The sequence below is a fragment of the Luteimonas sp. A478 genome (assembly GCF_054052025.1).
Map to the genome: position 1 here is coordinate 159,088 of NZ_JBSVRF010000002.1, position 13,515 is coordinate 172,602.

10 protein-coding genes and 1 CRISPR repeat array are annotated in these 13,515 nt (G+C 63.4%); of the genes, 3 read left to right on the top strand and 7 right to left on the bottom strand.

What is annotated here, in order from left to right; genetic code table 11:
• Window positions 1-50: 50 nt before the first annotated feature.
• Window positions 51-320 carry a hypothetical protein gene (locus ACW7G3_RS04430; protein ID WP_456981327.1) on the bottom strand — a complete coding sequence of 90 codons (270 nt, stop codon included), beginning with the start codon at window positions 318-320 and terminating at the stop codon, window positions 51-53.
• Window positions 321-527: 207 nt separating this feature from the next.
• Between ACW7G3_RS04430 and ACW7G3_RS04435 the strand changes: the two genes are divergently transcribed.
• Window positions 528-869, top strand: a complete 342-nt coding sequence (locus ACW7G3_RS04435; protein ID WP_456981328.1) for a type IIL restriction-modification enzyme MmeI — start codon at window positions 528-530, stop codon at window positions 867-869.
• Window positions 870-891: 22 nt separating this feature from the next.
• Window positions 892-3,801: direct repeats of the CRISPR family, unit length 28 nt; unit sequence TCTCTGAGCTGCCTATGCGGCAGTGAAC.
• Between the two features lie 122 nt (window positions 3,802-3,923).
• Here the strand turns inward: ACW7G3_RS04435 and cas6f are convergent.
• From cas6f to csy1, 4 genes are read right to left on the bottom strand one after another with little or no spacing between them, the layout of a single operon-like run.
• Window positions 3,924-4,496, bottom strand: a complete 573-nt coding sequence (gene cas6f, locus ACW7G3_RS04440; RefSeq protein WP_456981330.1) for a type I-F CRISPR-associated endoribonuclease Cas6/Csy4 — start codon at window positions 4,494-4,496, stop codon at window positions 3,924-3,926.
• A gap of 4 nt (window positions 4,497-4,500) precedes the next feature.
• On the bottom strand, window positions 4,501-5,526 hold the full coding sequence (csy3, locus tag ACW7G3_RS04445; protein WP_456981331.1) for a type I-F CRISPR-associated protein Csy3: 1,026 nt from the start codon (window positions 5,524-5,526) through the stop codon (window positions 4,501-4,503).
• Between the two features lie 27 nt (window positions 5,527-5,553).
• Window positions 5,554-6,552, bottom strand: a complete 999-nt coding sequence (csy2, locus tag ACW7G3_RS04450) for a type I-F CRISPR-associated protein Csy2 (RefSeq protein WP_456981332.1) — start codon at window positions 6,550-6,552, stop codon at window positions 5,554-5,556.
• Window positions 6,549-7,904, bottom strand: a complete 1,356-nt coding sequence (gene csy1 / locus ACW7G3_RS04455; protein WP_456981333.1) for a type I-F CRISPR-associated protein Csy1 — start codon at window positions 7,902-7,904, stop codon at window positions 6,549-6,551. Before csy1 ends, csy2 begins: the two co-directional genes overlap by 4 nt.
• A gap of 333 nt (window positions 7,905-8,237) precedes the next feature.
• Between csy1 and ACW7G3_RS04460 the strand changes: the two genes are divergently transcribed.
• Window positions 8,238-8,486, top strand: a complete 249-nt coding sequence (locus ACW7G3_RS04460) for a FitA-like ribbon-helix-helix domain-containing protein (RefSeq protein WP_456981334.1) — start codon at window positions 8,238-8,240, stop codon at window positions 8,484-8,486.
• Complete coding sequence (locus ACW7G3_RS04465; protein ID WP_456981336.1) at window positions 8,483-8,914, top strand: PIN domain-containing protein; 432 nt, start codon at window positions 8,483-8,485, stop codon at window positions 8,912-8,914. The genes ACW7G3_RS04460 and ACW7G3_RS04465 overlap by 4 nt, the downstream gene beginning before the upstream one ends.
• A 9-nt stretch (window positions 8,915-8,923) precedes the next feature.
• Here the strand turns inward: ACW7G3_RS04465 and cas3f are convergent, their stop codons facing one another.
• Together cas3f and cas1f are read right to left on the bottom strand one after the other, a co-directional pair.
• Complete coding sequence (gene cas3f / locus ACW7G3_RS04470) at window positions 8,924-12,322, bottom strand: type I-F CRISPR-associated helicase Cas3f (RefSeq protein WP_456981337.1); 3,399 nt, start codon at window positions 12,320-12,322, stop codon at window positions 8,924-8,926.
• Complete coding sequence (cas1f, locus tag ACW7G3_RS04475; RefSeq protein ID WP_456981339.1) at window positions 12,319-13,293, bottom strand: type I-F CRISPR-associated endonuclease Cas1f; 975 nt, start codon at window positions 13,291-13,293, stop codon at window positions 12,319-12,321. Before cas1f ends, cas3f begins: the two co-directional genes overlap by 4 nt.
• Window positions 13,294-13,515: the final 222 nt, after the last annotated feature.

Consider the following 13,515-nt stretch of genomic DNA (forward strand, 5'->3'; position numbering starts at 1 on the left):
CCAAGGAGACCGATGGCCAGCAAAGGCCACCGGTCCCGGTTCAGGAGCGACTAACCGCGCGGCACGCGGCGCGGGGCCGTTTCGAGCTGCTGGACGCGGCTTTCCATTTGATCCAGCCGCTGGTTGGCCTGCTGCGCGGACTGGTTGGCGGACTCGGCGCTCTGGGCCGCGCCCTGCACCCTCGTGTCGAGTTGATCGAGGCGCGAGTTGATGCCTGCAAACTCGTCACTATAGGTAGCGCAAGCGGATAGGCCGACGGCGGCGACGATCGCCACGCCGAGCGTACGCGCCATCGCCAGATGCTTCTTGGTCGGGAACATGGCAATCCTCCTTCGTGTGGGGTATTCGAATATAGCGGGGTTTATGGGGGCCTCATGACCCGCCTTCAGCTGAGGTTGAAGTACGTGGATGGGCTGTGAAGATGTGCGATCACGAAGCGCAGCCAGAACCGGCCTTGTGGTAACCGGAGGGATGTCGGCAAGCGACCGCTGGTTTCGGCATCATGGCGGCATAGGGGGAGGGACCACATGCCGCTGAGCTGGAACGAGATCAAGGATCGCGCCCTGCGCTTCTCGCGCGAATGGGCGGATGAAGCCAACGAGCACGCCGAGGCCAAGAGCTTCTGGGACGATTTCTTCAATATCTTCGGAGTCTCGCGCCGGCGGGTAGCCAACTTCGAGCGCCGGGTGAAGAAGCTGGACGGACGCGACGGCTACATCGACCTGCTGTGGAAGGGCGTGCTGCTGATCGAGCACAAGTCACGCGGCAAGGACCTCACCCGCGCCCACACCCAAAGGCCGTGCGCGGTCACCGATCAACCACGTGCGGCTGTTCGGGTTCATCACCTGCTACCAGCCACGCGGGCTTAATTACCAACGCCGACTGACCCGGCTCCTGAACTTCCTATGCGGCAGTGAACCAACTGTTCGGAGTTTCCGAAAGGTTCGTTCATCTCTGAGCTGCCTATGCGGCAGTGAACGCCCTCGCCCAGCAGCCCGCAGCCGTGGATGATCTCTGAGCTGCCTATGCGGCAGTGAACCGTGGGCGGCCACCGGGCGCCGGGTCATTTGCTCTCTGAGCTGCCTATGCGGCAGTGAACGCGAGCGATCGCCGACCGCGGTACACGCTGTATCTCTGAGCTGCCTATGCGGCAGTGAACGCCTGGACGGCTGCATGTTCCGCATGCCCAAGTCTCTGAGCTGCCTATGCGGCAGTGAACGGCGCGCGAGATCCGCGCCATGTGCCGGATCTTCTCTGAGCTGCCTATGCGGCAGTGAACTCAAAGCCGATGGCTCCAGCCCGGCCGAGCAGTCTCTGAGCTGCCTATGCGGCAGTGAACCTGCTGTGGCCCATGTCCAGCGCCAGCTCGTATCTCTGAGCTGCCTATGCGGCAGTGAACGTGAACAGCGGGCCGCGGAACCACTTGAATCTTCTCTGAGCTGCCTATGCGGCAGTGAACTCGTCGCTGCCGTGCTGTGCGGCCACGTTCGCTCTCTGAGCTGCCTATGCGGCAGTGAACGGCCAAGGTCTCGCACGCCTCCAAAGTCCTGATTCTCTGAGCTGCCTATGCGGCAGTGAACGAGTGCGATGCGCTGCTGGAGGCGGACATGATTCTCTGAGCTGCCTATGCGGCAGTGAACGTTCAAGTTCACGTCCCGCCGCGCCACCAGGTTCTCTGAGCTGCCTATGCGGCAGTGAACTTGCTGATGTAGAGCCGCTCGAGCTCCTGCATTCTCTGAGCTGCCTATGCGGCAGTGAACCATACGATGATGTCCTCCGGCTCATGCCGGGTTCTCTGAGCTGCCTATGCGGCAGTGAACCCAGCGCCTACAACGGCACCGTTTGATGCCAATCTCTGAGCTGCCTATGCGGCAGTGAACAACACCCCGGAAGGCCGGCACGTGGGCGTGGTTCTCTGAGCTGCCTATGCGGCAGTGAACAAGCCGCCGAAGCCATCCTCGCCCGCGAGACTTCTCTGAGCTGCCTATGCGGCAGTGAACCTGGTGCCGACACCTACACCCTGGCACTGCCATCTCTGAGCTGCCTATGCGGCAGTGAACCGGGCGAGACGCTACGAATGCAAATCGCGATTTCTCTGAGCTGCCTATGCGGCAGTGAACCTTGAGGATCTCCCGCAGCGCCTGGCCACTGATCTCTGAGCTGCCTATGCGGCAGTGAACGTGCAGCTGCGCGGATTTCCCTACCACCTGCATCTCTGAGCTGCCTATGCGGCAGTGAACGGGGATGGGCGTGGCGTTGGGGTTGCCGTAGGTCTCTGAGCTGCCTATGCGGCAGTGAACGACTGCGGCAGGATGCCCAGCAGGTTCTCGCCTCTCTGAGCTGCCTATGCGGCAGTGAACGTATCGCCGAGGGCAATCCAGCGCACGTCTACTCTCTGAGCTGCCTATGCGGCAGTGAACGGTCGACTGTCGACGTCAAGTGGATCGCGCTATCTCTGAGCTGCCTATGCGGCAGTGAACTTCGGGATCGAGGAAGTCTGCCGAGCGTTCCGTCTCTGAGCTGCCTATGCGGCAGTGAACTGAAGTGGCTGGCCGAGAACGTGGCCATACCCTCTCTGAGCTGCCTATGCGGCAGTGAAGTCGCGGAACCAGCTGCGCGCCATGAGCTGCTGTCTCTGAGCTGCCTATGCGGCAGTGAACTCGGAGTTCAAGGCGTGCTGCCCGTTCCACCATCTCTGAGCTGCCTATGCGGCAGTGAACGCCCTAGAGAACGCCGGCGCGTTCGCCGCGCATCTCTGAGCTGCCTATGCGGCAGTGAACCTCGGTGGGCTTCCAGGTCTCTTCCACGCTTATCTCTGAGCTGCCTATGCGGCAGTGAACCCTGGTGCCTTCCGTGTCCGTGGTGCTCTGGTTCTCTGAGCTGCCTATGCGGCAGTGAACAACAGCACCACCTGGCGCCGGATCCGCGAACATCTCTGAGCTGCCTATGCGGCAGTGAACTTCGCCTTCCGGCTCTCGCCTCCCTCCCGATTTCTCTGAGCTGCCTATGCGGCAGTGAACCCCACGGGCGCGCTCGGGGGTTGAGCCTTGGCTCTCTGAGCTGCCTATGCGGCAGTGAACTCGCGCCAAACGCGCCCGCCGCCCGATCTATCTTCTCTGAGCTGCCTATGCGGCAGTGAACTCCTTGGCTCGCGCCAGCGCCTCATCCGCTATTCTCTGAGCTGCCTATGCGGCAGTGAACGGGCACCAACCTCGAGGCCGGCCTGTGCGCACTCTCTGAGCTGCCTATGCGGCAGTGAACAGGGCGGCGGGTGAAGTTCTCGATCACCTCGTTCTCTGAGCTGCCTATGCGGCAGTGAACGAAACGCCCACCGACTACCTGCGCGCCGTCCGTCTCTGAGCTGCCTATGCGGCAGTGAACGCATTGGTTGCTCCCATCAGCGTGAGCGTCGATCTCTGAGCTGCCTATGCGGCAGTGAACGGTAGAAGTGAAGCTGATCTCCATCCCCCAGTTCTCTGAGCTGCCTATGCGGCAGTGAACACTTCCAGCACAGTTGGCCAGGTGGTGGATATTCTCTGAGCTGCCTATGCGGCAGTGAACTCAATCGTCGCGGTGGTGGTCCCGCTGCCTGGTCTCTGAGCTGCCTATGCGGCAGTGAACTGGATCGCGTTCGGGCTGTGGCTGATCTCTCTTCTCTGAGCTGCCTATGCGGCAGTGAACGCCGACCAGATCGGGTTCCTGTACCGGGATGATCTCTGAGCTGCCTATGCGGCAGTGAACGTGCCCTCTACGTATGCCGCCATCGAGCAGGTTCTCTGAGCTGCCTATGCGGCAGTGAACTAGAGCCTTATCTCGCCATGCCCTTGATTGATCTTACATTCCAGCAAAAAAAGGCCGGCTACCATTCCTGGAGACCGGCCCGTAAACGTTTGATTTTATTAGCTTAGGATCCGCTTGTAAATTTAAGGTCCGAACCAGGGAACAGTAGCATCGCCACTCAATCCATAGCTGCTGAAAGTCCCCGGGATCGGTTGCTCGGCCACGGGTCCATGCCGGATGAACAACGGAAACCGTGCCTGGCCGGTACTGCGGCTGCCGAGCTGGACAAAGGGCAAACACAGCCGCTCCGCTGCGCTATCCGGAATGCGGCGTTCAGCCGCATCCATGTCCAGGCCATGTCGACGCATTGCGCGTCTCCGCATGCGAGCGGGGCTGCTGCTCGGCTGGACACGGCTGACGACGCGATGGCGGGCGCCATCTGGCACGACAGCAATCCCGGCAACCTCGAGATGATCTTCAATCCCCCGGAGCCAGGGGGTCGCCATGAGCGCCTGCAAGGACAATTCCACTCCATGCACACGCACATGGTTGCCCAGAGTTGGCCGGCGATCGTCGTGGGCGGGGAAACTTACCCCGATGTCCTGGCTCCCCAGTTCCACCAAGGCGCGATGGAATCGCGCATACAGGGCGCTGAGGATGTGCGGCGGCGCCAGCTCAGGATCAGGGCGGAGGCGAATGTCCAGGTAATGACCCATGGCATCAGCCCGCATCACCGAAAACGCCACCACGGATCAGCGTGGCAACAACAAAGTGCTGTTGCTCCAGCTCCGGGGCCTTGTCCTTGATGATCCAGCCATCGAGCAGGTTATAGAAGTCCTGCTTCTCCTTCGGCTGCCTCCAGGCCTTGCCCTGAGTGGTGACCGAACCATAGGGCTCTACCGCAATTGGCCCGTTTCCGTCAGCGCCGGAATACCAAGTGTCAATGGTGCGCAATGCGTTTCCAATTTTCTGGGAGTGCATCGCAGCCACTCCCGCAACATCGTAAAGCGTCCTGCTCTTGTCCCCCCGTTCACGGTCGAGGATGAGCTCCTGCGAGGGAAATACCTCCTGTCCTGCGCCGGCACGGATGAAGGCGGTGACCTGGACCAGGACGTGTGAAGTACCGGCCAGGCCGGACTCAAGAAGCGAGGCAAGCTTCTCAAACGACGATGCCTCGTCCGCAGGCGCCGCCAGTTCACGCAACGAGTGGTCCAGCGCATCGAAGGACCATTGGGCAGCGGGGTTGCCATCCCTCAGGTGGGCCACCTGAACCTCGACCTGCTCGGCCCCGACACGGTTGCGCCACAGGAAGCGTCCGTTGGCCAGGTTGGCGGCATAGCGGCGGGCAAGTTCGCCGAAGCCATGCTCCTCGACGTAACCGCTGACGGTACCTACAAGCTTGTCCCGGTAACCGGCATCGTTACAGGCCGACGGCTCACCGGTACCGCCCAGCACGCGCAGGGTGAACTGCACTTTCAGGGTGTCGGCATCCGCAGGCAGGGTGGCAACGTCGACCGTCTGCAGGTTCGGGTTCTCAATGGCGGCGTCGAGCTTGGCCGGGTCCTGGTCCTTGGTCTTGAGGCGGTTGGAAATGGTACCGCGCACGGACTTGGGACGGATGGTCACCGGCGCCCAGTCGACGGATGCATCACGCGTGGACCAGCTTCCGGAATAAAACAGCGCATCGGACGGGTCGAGCTTGCGCTCGAAGGCGAGGACGGAAGCAGTCTTGAGGTCTTTGGCCATGATTGGATTCCTTATCGTGGTGGACAGTCAGTCGAAGTCGTAAAGCTGCTCAAGCGCAGTGGCAGCCGGCTGGTAGTCATTGCGACAACGGTAGAGCCCGGCGCCGGGCTGGCTGTCGGCGTACCAGAGCATCTGATGGGCCGACTGCAGACGGTGCGGGCTGACCCATTCGCCGATGGAGTACAGGCTTTCGACGAAGCGGAAAGGCGTGGACGCATCGCGTGCGTTGGCGACCGTGCCCGCCGCATGCAACTCACCCAGTGCGCCATAACCAACCGGGATGGGCACGATCCAGCCCTGGTCCTTGCGGTCGTTGACCCACCCCGCCTTTTCATCCTTGTTCGCCGGCTGATGGCGCCAGTTGATGCGCGACAGCGATAGCCAGACGTCCAGTCGGGTGGCGGCCGGCTGCCCGGCCTGAAGCTCAATCAGCCGACTCTCCAACCGGTCGTCACGCGACACCAGGACAAAACCCGGCAACAGCCGCATACGCGCCTTGCGGAACTCGGCCTGCTGGTCATCTTCGGTACCGCTGAGATCGATGCTCCAGGGCTGGTAACGGAACCGCCCCGGGTGTGCCGGCGGCAGCACGCTGCCTCCTGCAATCCGCATGCCTGCCAGCAGATCGACAATGACGGCAATGTCGGCGACCCGTGCATCCGGCTCCCGGCTCCAACGCTCGCTACGTATCGCAAAGACAAGGCTCAGCTCCAGATGGATCCGGCCCTCCTCGACGATGGCGGCGGTCCTTCCGTCCTTGCCGACCGGGTTGCGGGTCAGGCGGAAGGCTTTGACGAATCCGCCTTCGGTGACCTGCTCCTGGTAGTCGTGGCAGACCGTGCCAACGGCCTTGAACCCAAGATCCAACCCGGCGCCGCGGGCCTTGCGCTCCAGCGCCCACATCAGGCCAAGGAACGCGGTCATCGACGGGAAGCCGTGGGTCAGCGGGCTGGAAACCGCATTGGCGTTCTGGACCCGCAGCCGAGGCAGCACCAGCAGGTTCTCGAAATCGGGACAGGCGCTCATGCCGTCTCTCCTGCCGGCGCCCGCCGCTGCATCGGCACCGGCCACGCTGCGTCGATGATCGCCTGCTTGGCCCAGTGCCTGTACTCCGCATCGCCCACGGTCGTCAGCCCGGCATCACGCAGCTTTGCGTTGAGCCAGTTGGCAAAACGCCCGGCGACTTCGTCCGGCCAATCGCCGAACTCATAGACAGCGCGGAACTCTACATCCCTCTCCGTCCACTCCGGATGGGCCGGGTCCTCCCGGTTGGGCAATTCAACGCGCTCCGGATCCAGCCACACCTGTTCGCAGAGCGGAAGCTGGCAATCGGGATCGCGGGTCCAGCCCGGCTCAAGACGCGCCTGGATACCGGCAGCGAATACCGGCAGTTGGAAACCAATCGCCTGCTCGATGATCTCGCGCTTCTCCCGCGTCTCCATCGTCGGGGGCGGATCGGCGAGAAGGAAGTCTGCCAACGCCTTCACCAGCGGGCGGACGCCGTCGAAGTGCGTAAACCTGTCCAGGACCGACTCCATGCGGAGCAGGTTCCCTGGCGACTCACGGGTCCATGTCGGCGGCAGCGAGGCAAGCAGGTAGTTGACGCCGCGTCGCTCACTGTTGAGCTGACTTACATTCTGCGGTTTTGTACCTCCGAGCTTGCGGGCAACCAGGTTCCGATAGTCACGATAGGGCGTCTCATGCGCTTCCTTTGCCCGGAACGCGCGTCGTGCCAGCTTGTTGCCCTCGCCGAAGCGGGCCTCCTGGATCTCTGCGTGTACTGCATGGGCGAGGCTGCTGGAGAACATTGGCTGCAGCAGATGGTAGTTGCCATCGCTGGACGCATCGCCACTGTCGAGCCAATAGACCTGCTTGGCGGCCTCATGCGAACTGGGAGAAGTGTCACCACGCACCAGGCTTCCGAACGCCTCCATCCAGCTTCTGGCGATATCAGGGTCGGGATGCAGGGCGTTGCGCAGGTCGGTGTCATCGTCCCGCATCCAGTCCAGCAATCGACGGCCGTCTATCTCGACCTTGAGGAACTTGAATACATCCAATGCGGCCGCGTTGCCGACCACATCCTCGGCGTAGTCATCACCCAAGAGGTGCGTCCCGACCTCGGCGCGCCTGGGCAGACTGTCCGGCGTAACGCGCAGGCTGCTGCCGCGCGCATCGGGATGGGTGGCCTTGAGCACGTGGGTGACCGCCTGGATCTGGCTTACCCGGCGGGCTGCATCAGCCAACCACGTTCCATAGTCGTACTTTGATGCTGCAGCAGCATCCTCTTCCTTGCCCTTCAGCTTGGCCTCTCGCCGCTCCCAAATGAACGCGGCAATCGCCGAGCGGAAGACTTCGCGCCTCTCGTTCGGATCAGTCATCTGCTTTCCCCTGTCAGTCAGCAACATCCTTGATATCAATCTCGCGTCTCACCAGCCAAGACAGCTGGGTCTTGGCTTCCACCACCTACCGGGGCGGATCACACAAGCAGCAGCGTATCGCTATGACCAATCTACTATCAATTGATATAACTTTAATTTTTTCCTTCCATAGTGCTTTCTGGACTATAGTCACTCTCTCCTGCCGAAAGGCAGCTCAGGGAAATCTCCTGTCCATTGAGTTCGCATCCACGATTTTCTGCCGAACAGGCAGCGCTGCGACGTCCATAGGATCAACGGACAGACAGCAGTCGTTGACTGCACAGGAGCCGGGGCATGGCAACCGTGACCATCCGGAACATTGACGACCACCTCAAAGCCCGGCTGCGGGTGCAAGCCGCCAAGCACGGACGCTCGATGGAGGGCGAGGCAAGAAGCATCCTTCGCACCGCCTTGTCCACGAAGCCGGAGAGTGGGGAATCGCTGTATGACGCAATCCGCGCCATCGTCGACCCGCTCGGCGGAATAGAGCTGGAACTGCCCCCACGTGAGTCCATGCGCAAGCCACCGGACTTCGGCAAATGATCCTGCTGGACACCAGCGTCATCACGGAATTGTTCAAGCCGGCGCCCAGTGCACATGTGGTCGATTGGATCGCCGGGCAGCCAGTGGCGGCGCTCTTCACTTCGACCATCACGCGTAGCGAGCTGTTCTACGGCGCCCAGCGCCTACCTGCCGGGAGACGCAAGGACGCCCTGCTCAGGGGCCTGAGGGCGCTGTTCGACTTGACGCTGGATGGGCGGGTGCTGGACTACGACAGCGATGCCGCAGATGCACACGCGGACATTGCAGCCGCACCTCGCGCCATCGGTCGGCCAACCTGCCCATTCGACGCGATGATTGCCGGCATCGCCCGCTCGCGCGGTGCCCGTCTGGCGACTCGCAATCTCAAAGACTTCGATGATTGCGGCCTTGTGCTGATCGATCCCTGGGACGAGACCGGCACCGACTGACTGCCCTGACTACCTTTTCGACGCAAACCCAAGGTGCGGGTGCCAGCGCCATCCCTGCTGGCTCTCCGGCAGTTCCACCGTTGCGAACTTCTCCGCGCAGACCTGCAACGGCAGATCCAGGTGTTCCGCCTGCTCGACAAGCAGGTCCAGGAGGTCGAAGGCGCCCCAGGCGCTGATCCCCGGTCCGCACTCCAGCTCCAAGTCATGACGCTGGCTGCGGTCGATGGCCACATACAGGCTGCGGCCACGGCGGGACCGGTCCTTCTCGACGCGATGCAGGACAAGCTGCGCTTCGTCCTCATCCGGAAGGAACGCCACCGGAACAGTGGTCATGGTGTCGTCGCGGAAGGGCTGCTGCTGCGGCAGCACGCCGGTCAGGCTGGCCTGCGGGTACTGCCACGACCATGCGGACTCGTCGCGCTCCATGGCTGCACCCGGTGCCGGCACCAATGCGCCGGGCATGCGTTCGCGCGGCAGCATGCCGGCGGCCATGCGGGCGTGCTCCAGGTCCACAAGCCGTTCCCGACTGGCCCATTCGGCTTCGGGGCGGGGCTGGATGCGCGGCACGGCGGTCAGCACCTCGTACTCGTCGGGTGCGAGGAGCCGGTCAAGGCGCGGGGAACGAAGACGGAAGCGGTGGCTGTCATCGCGGCGCTCGAAGCCTGGCCGGATGAAGACCGGCGCCGGTGTACCGTCAGAAAGCGTCCGTCCCTCCAGCGCCTTGAGGTTGCGCTCGAATACCAGGACATTGGGGCGATCGCCGACCTTGCCGCGATGCCGCTGCACCCGTCCGGCAAGCTGTATCAGCGAGCGCATCGATGAGGGTTCGGCCACGGCCCAGTCGGCGTCCCAGTCGCGCCCGACCTCGCAAACGGGCGACGCCAGTACGACGAACAGGTGGTCGCTCTCCGGATGCGCATCGATGGCCGCGCGGATGGCCGACAAGCGATAGACCGCCTGCCCATCGCCGCGCCGGTTGAATGCGTTATCGAGCTGATGCTCGATGGCCGAGCGCTGCAGCAGCGGAAAGCGGGCGTGATAGACGCACAGGTGGATGCGGGCGCTCTCCGGTGCGCCGCGCGCGAGCAGCGCCTGTGCCACGTCGAACAACGGATCAATGTTGGCCATGCGTACCAGGCCGAAGCTGACGCGCTTGCCGCTGCCGGGGTCGATCTCCGCGTGGTCGGCATGCAGGCGCAGGCAAGCAGCGCGCACATGCTCGGCGAAGCCGGCGCGTTGGTCTGCCTGCGGCAGTCCTTTGGCGATCTCCAGCGGAGCCAGCTCGGCACGCCGCAATGGCTTGGCCTTCTCCAACCGGGCGGCACGCTTGCCAACGAACTGCATGTGCTGGTCGGCAAAGGCGGAGGCGTCCACGCAGCTCGCCGTCTTGGCACCGAACTCGTCGGCCCACAGGCACGGAACGTCGATCTGCTCCCTGTGTCGTCCACCGTCGCTTCCACGATTGCGCCGGTACTGGATGCGGCCGGCGCGATAGGCGAGGAACATGCCTTCGACCAGGGCCGGGGGAAGCGTGGCCGACGACAGCACCACGCGCGTGCCCAGCATGCCGGCCCAGTGCACCAGCCGGGTCAGCGCGGGCAGATCGTTGAGGTCGTAGTCGTCCAGTTCGTCCAACACCAAGTCCGAACTCATCAGCCGCAGCATCGGTGCTATTTGCCGGCCGGCGCGCAGCGATTCGGTCGCCGGGACGAGATGATCCACGGTGCAGACCAGCATCGGCGCCGACAACAGGCTGCGGATGTCGTTGTCCTGCAGCGCGCGCGACAGCAGGGGGTGGTCAGCGACCACGCCTTCGTAGAGGACGTGGCTGTCCTCCTCGATCAGGTCCTGCACCGAGGCCGAGCCGTACGCTTCTGCCTTCTGTTCGTAGTACTCGAACAGCGCGCGGCTGGCCGAGCCACCCACGCGGATTGCCAGCTCGTCCTCACCCAGGTGCAGATCGGTGCGGTAGCTACGGCCGGTCTGCAGGGTGAGCGTGCGCAGCCCCAGCGCATAGGTGGCCCGCATTCCCTGCTGGGGGTGCGCCAGGGCATAGAGGATGCGGGCGTTGGCGAGGGTCTTTCCGCAGCCGGTGGACGCCATGTTGACGACGAATGCGCCGTGCTCGTGGGCGGCTTCGCGCAATGCCGTGGCGGCGTCGGCAGCCTTGTCCTGCCAGGAAAACCTCGGATCTGCGCTGCGCTTGCGCAGGCCCCGGTGGTTGGCAAGCCGAGGCAGGTGGCGCTCGAATCCGGGCAGGGCATGGGCAATCAGCCCGGCATCACGCGCCACGCCCAGCAGGTGTTCGTCCAGCGGCTGCTTGAGACGACCGTCACGATCGGTGTTGGCGTACAGCTGCGTGGCGCCATCGCCGTGAACGCGCAGGCGCGAATCAGGCGCCAATCCGGAATAGTGATGGTCGGCCAACATCAGACTGAGGCGGGCCAGGTGCATGACATAGGGGTTGCCGAGCCAGTCGCCATCGCGATGTTGCCGCAGCTCCAGCAGATGCTTCGCCAGGCGCGCGGCTTGCGCCCGCCATTTCGGTTCCATCACCGGCAGCGGCCCGGCAAGCTTCCAGTACTGCGCTGTCCGGGCGGGATCGGCCGCCTGACGGATCTCGTTCCAGTCGTGCGCGACCTGCGCCAATGGCGTCTCCAGCCACGCCAGACTGAAGCGCAACGACCGCCTGCCCAGCCAGTCCTGCGTGCCGTCCTTCTTTTCCACCGGAACCACCGGCAGGCGGTGGTGGGTCGCGACCAGCCACGCCACGGCGGACGCCAAGGGCGGCAGGTCACGGAACGGATACCTGTCGATTCCGGGGTCCAGTCCATCGCGCCGGTACCGGTCGCTCCCGATCCAGGCCTGCTCGTCAGCTGCACCGGGATCGGCAAGGCGGCGCAGCCAGCCTTCGTCATCATCCTGGCCGACGAAGGCGAGGAACAGGCGCAGTGAAACCCATTCATGGCGATACAGGTTCTTTTCCAGCAGCTTGCCGCTCAGGCGAGCCTGGAATGCCGTGCTGGCCTTGCCCAGGTCGTGCAGCAATGCCGCCAACTGCGCGAGCAGGCGGATGTCCTCGGCGCTGTGCCAGTCATTCTCGTCCCCGCGCCGCAATACATTGCGTACCGTCGTGGCGGTGGGCACCGCGCCTTCGACATTGAAGCGGCGCGCATCACCGACGACCCATAGCAACTCGCTGTGATCCAGCCCACGGATCCAGTGGCAGGCCACCGCGGTGTTCTTGCGTGCGGTCTTGCGCAGCAGCTTGCGCAGGGTGACCAGGCCGGCCTGGGTGATCGGGGTCTGCCAGGTCCGGTCACCGCGACGCTCAGCAAATTGATCAAGGATGCGGCGTGTTTCAGTCAGGGCCCGCTTTTCACATTGGGAGATCAGCAGGATGTTCATGCGACCTTGGCCGCCGTCTCCAGCGCCACCGACTTGACCGAGTCGATCATGAAGTCCAGCGACTCGCTGCGCGTCAGCGCCTCGATGCAGCCACGGCGGAACGTCTGCTCGTCGTCGCCGCGCATCGCCGACACGAACGCCTGCGGCAGGATGGTGGCGTCCTTGACCAGATCCGCTACATCGAACACCAGGCCACCAGGACGGGTCTTGCCGTGCAGGACCGCCAAGCCGTGCGGTAGCCCGAGCACCCAGGTAGCCGTCGCTCCCAGACCGTAGGCCAGATAATTCCCGTGATCGAGAAAGCGGTTGGCCGGATCGCTGCCGCTGCCGCGCTTGGCGCGGGTGAACTCGCCATAGCCGACCGTATCGACCGCCAGCTTGAACAGGGCTTTGGTCAAGCGCGCTTCTTCGGTCAACAGGGCGACGTTGTCCTGTGCAAGCTCGATATTGCGCACGGTGCGCGCCAACAGCCCCTGCAAACGCGCAGCGTCAGGGGCGAATCCCGCCTCCTTCAGGGCACGTTGCTGCCACTGCCGCGCAATCCGGTCGGCGCGCATCCGCTGGAACGCCTTGGCGGCATACAGTCGCAGGTCGTCATCGAACCAGAACCGTACCCACGCCTGCAGATATTCAGTCGGCCGATATTCGCTCTGCGGCGAGAACCAGGCCACTTCGACGTCCATTTCGTTCGCCGAGAACAGCGGCGTTCCGCCGCCACCACAGAAACCGACCAGCACACCCGCCTTTGCCAGCTCACGCATCGCTGCCTGGGTGACCGACGTTCCGTTGCCGAGCAACACCGTCGTGGTGTTGGCGATTGGAATGTTCCAGTACAGCGATCGCTTGCCGGCGTCAGTGACGTATTCGACCCGGCCACCCTTCACCAGGACGCGGCAATGTTCCAGATAGTAGAGGTTCGCCCGCTTTGAGTGCAGGATCGTCTTCAGATCAGACGGTGAGAATTCTTGCATTGTTTCCCCCGGTTCCCCAGAACCAAGTATTCCATTGCTCGGTCTCATTCGGCGAGATGCTGAGTACCATCGCCGACTTCACGCCGTTTGCAAGACCATTCCCTTGGCCGGATCTTGCCGTGGCTCCGCTTAAGGCCACGCCGTCCGCGGCTTAAATCCACCGCCATCGTGGCCATCTCTGGATCAACAGCCCGCAACGGCGGCACGGCCCAATCAGGAGCA

What these genes read in the sequence shown, in the direction of transcription:
- ACW7G3_RS04460 (WP_456981334.1), top strand. Translation starts at nt 8,238, where the DNA reads ATGGCAACCGTGACCATCCGGAACATTGACGACCACCTCAAAGCCCGG.
- cas3f (WP_456981337.1), bottom strand. Translation starts at nt 12,322, where the DNA reads ATGAACATCCTGCTGATCTCCCAATGTGAAAAGCGGGCCCTGACTGAA.
- csy2 (WP_456981332.1), bottom strand. Translation starts at nt 6,552, where the DNA reads ATGAGCGCCTGTCCCGATTTCGAGAACCTGCTGGTGCTGCCTCGGCTG.
- cas1f (WP_456981339.1), bottom strand. Translation starts at nt 13,293, where the DNA reads ATGCAAGAATTCTCACCGTCTGATCTGAAGACGATCCTGCACTCAAAG.
- csy1 (WP_456981333.1), bottom strand. Translation starts at nt 7,904, where the DNA reads ATGACTGATCCGAACGAGAGGCGCGAAGTCTTCCGCTCGGCGATTGCC.
- ACW7G3_RS04465 (WP_456981336.1), top strand. Translation starts at nt 8,483, where the DNA reads ATGATCCTGCTGGACACCAGCGTCATCACGGAATTGTTCAAGCCGGCG.
- ACW7G3_RS04430 (WP_456981327.1), bottom strand. Translation starts at nt 320, where the DNA reads ATGTTCCCGACCAAGAAGCATCTGGCGATGGCGCGTACGCTCGGCGTG.
- cas6f (WP_456981330.1), bottom strand. Translation starts at nt 4,496, where the DNA reads ATGGGTCATTACCTGGACATTCGCCTCCGCCCTGATCCTGAGCTGGCG.
- ACW7G3_RS04435 (WP_456981328.1), top strand. Translation starts at nt 528, where the DNA reads ATGCCGCTGAGCTGGAACGAGATCAAGGATCGCGCCCTGCGCTTCTCG.
- csy3 (WP_456981331.1), bottom strand. Translation starts at nt 5,526, where the DNA reads ATGGCCAAAGACCTCAAGACTGCTTCCGTCCTCGCCTTCGAGCGCAAG.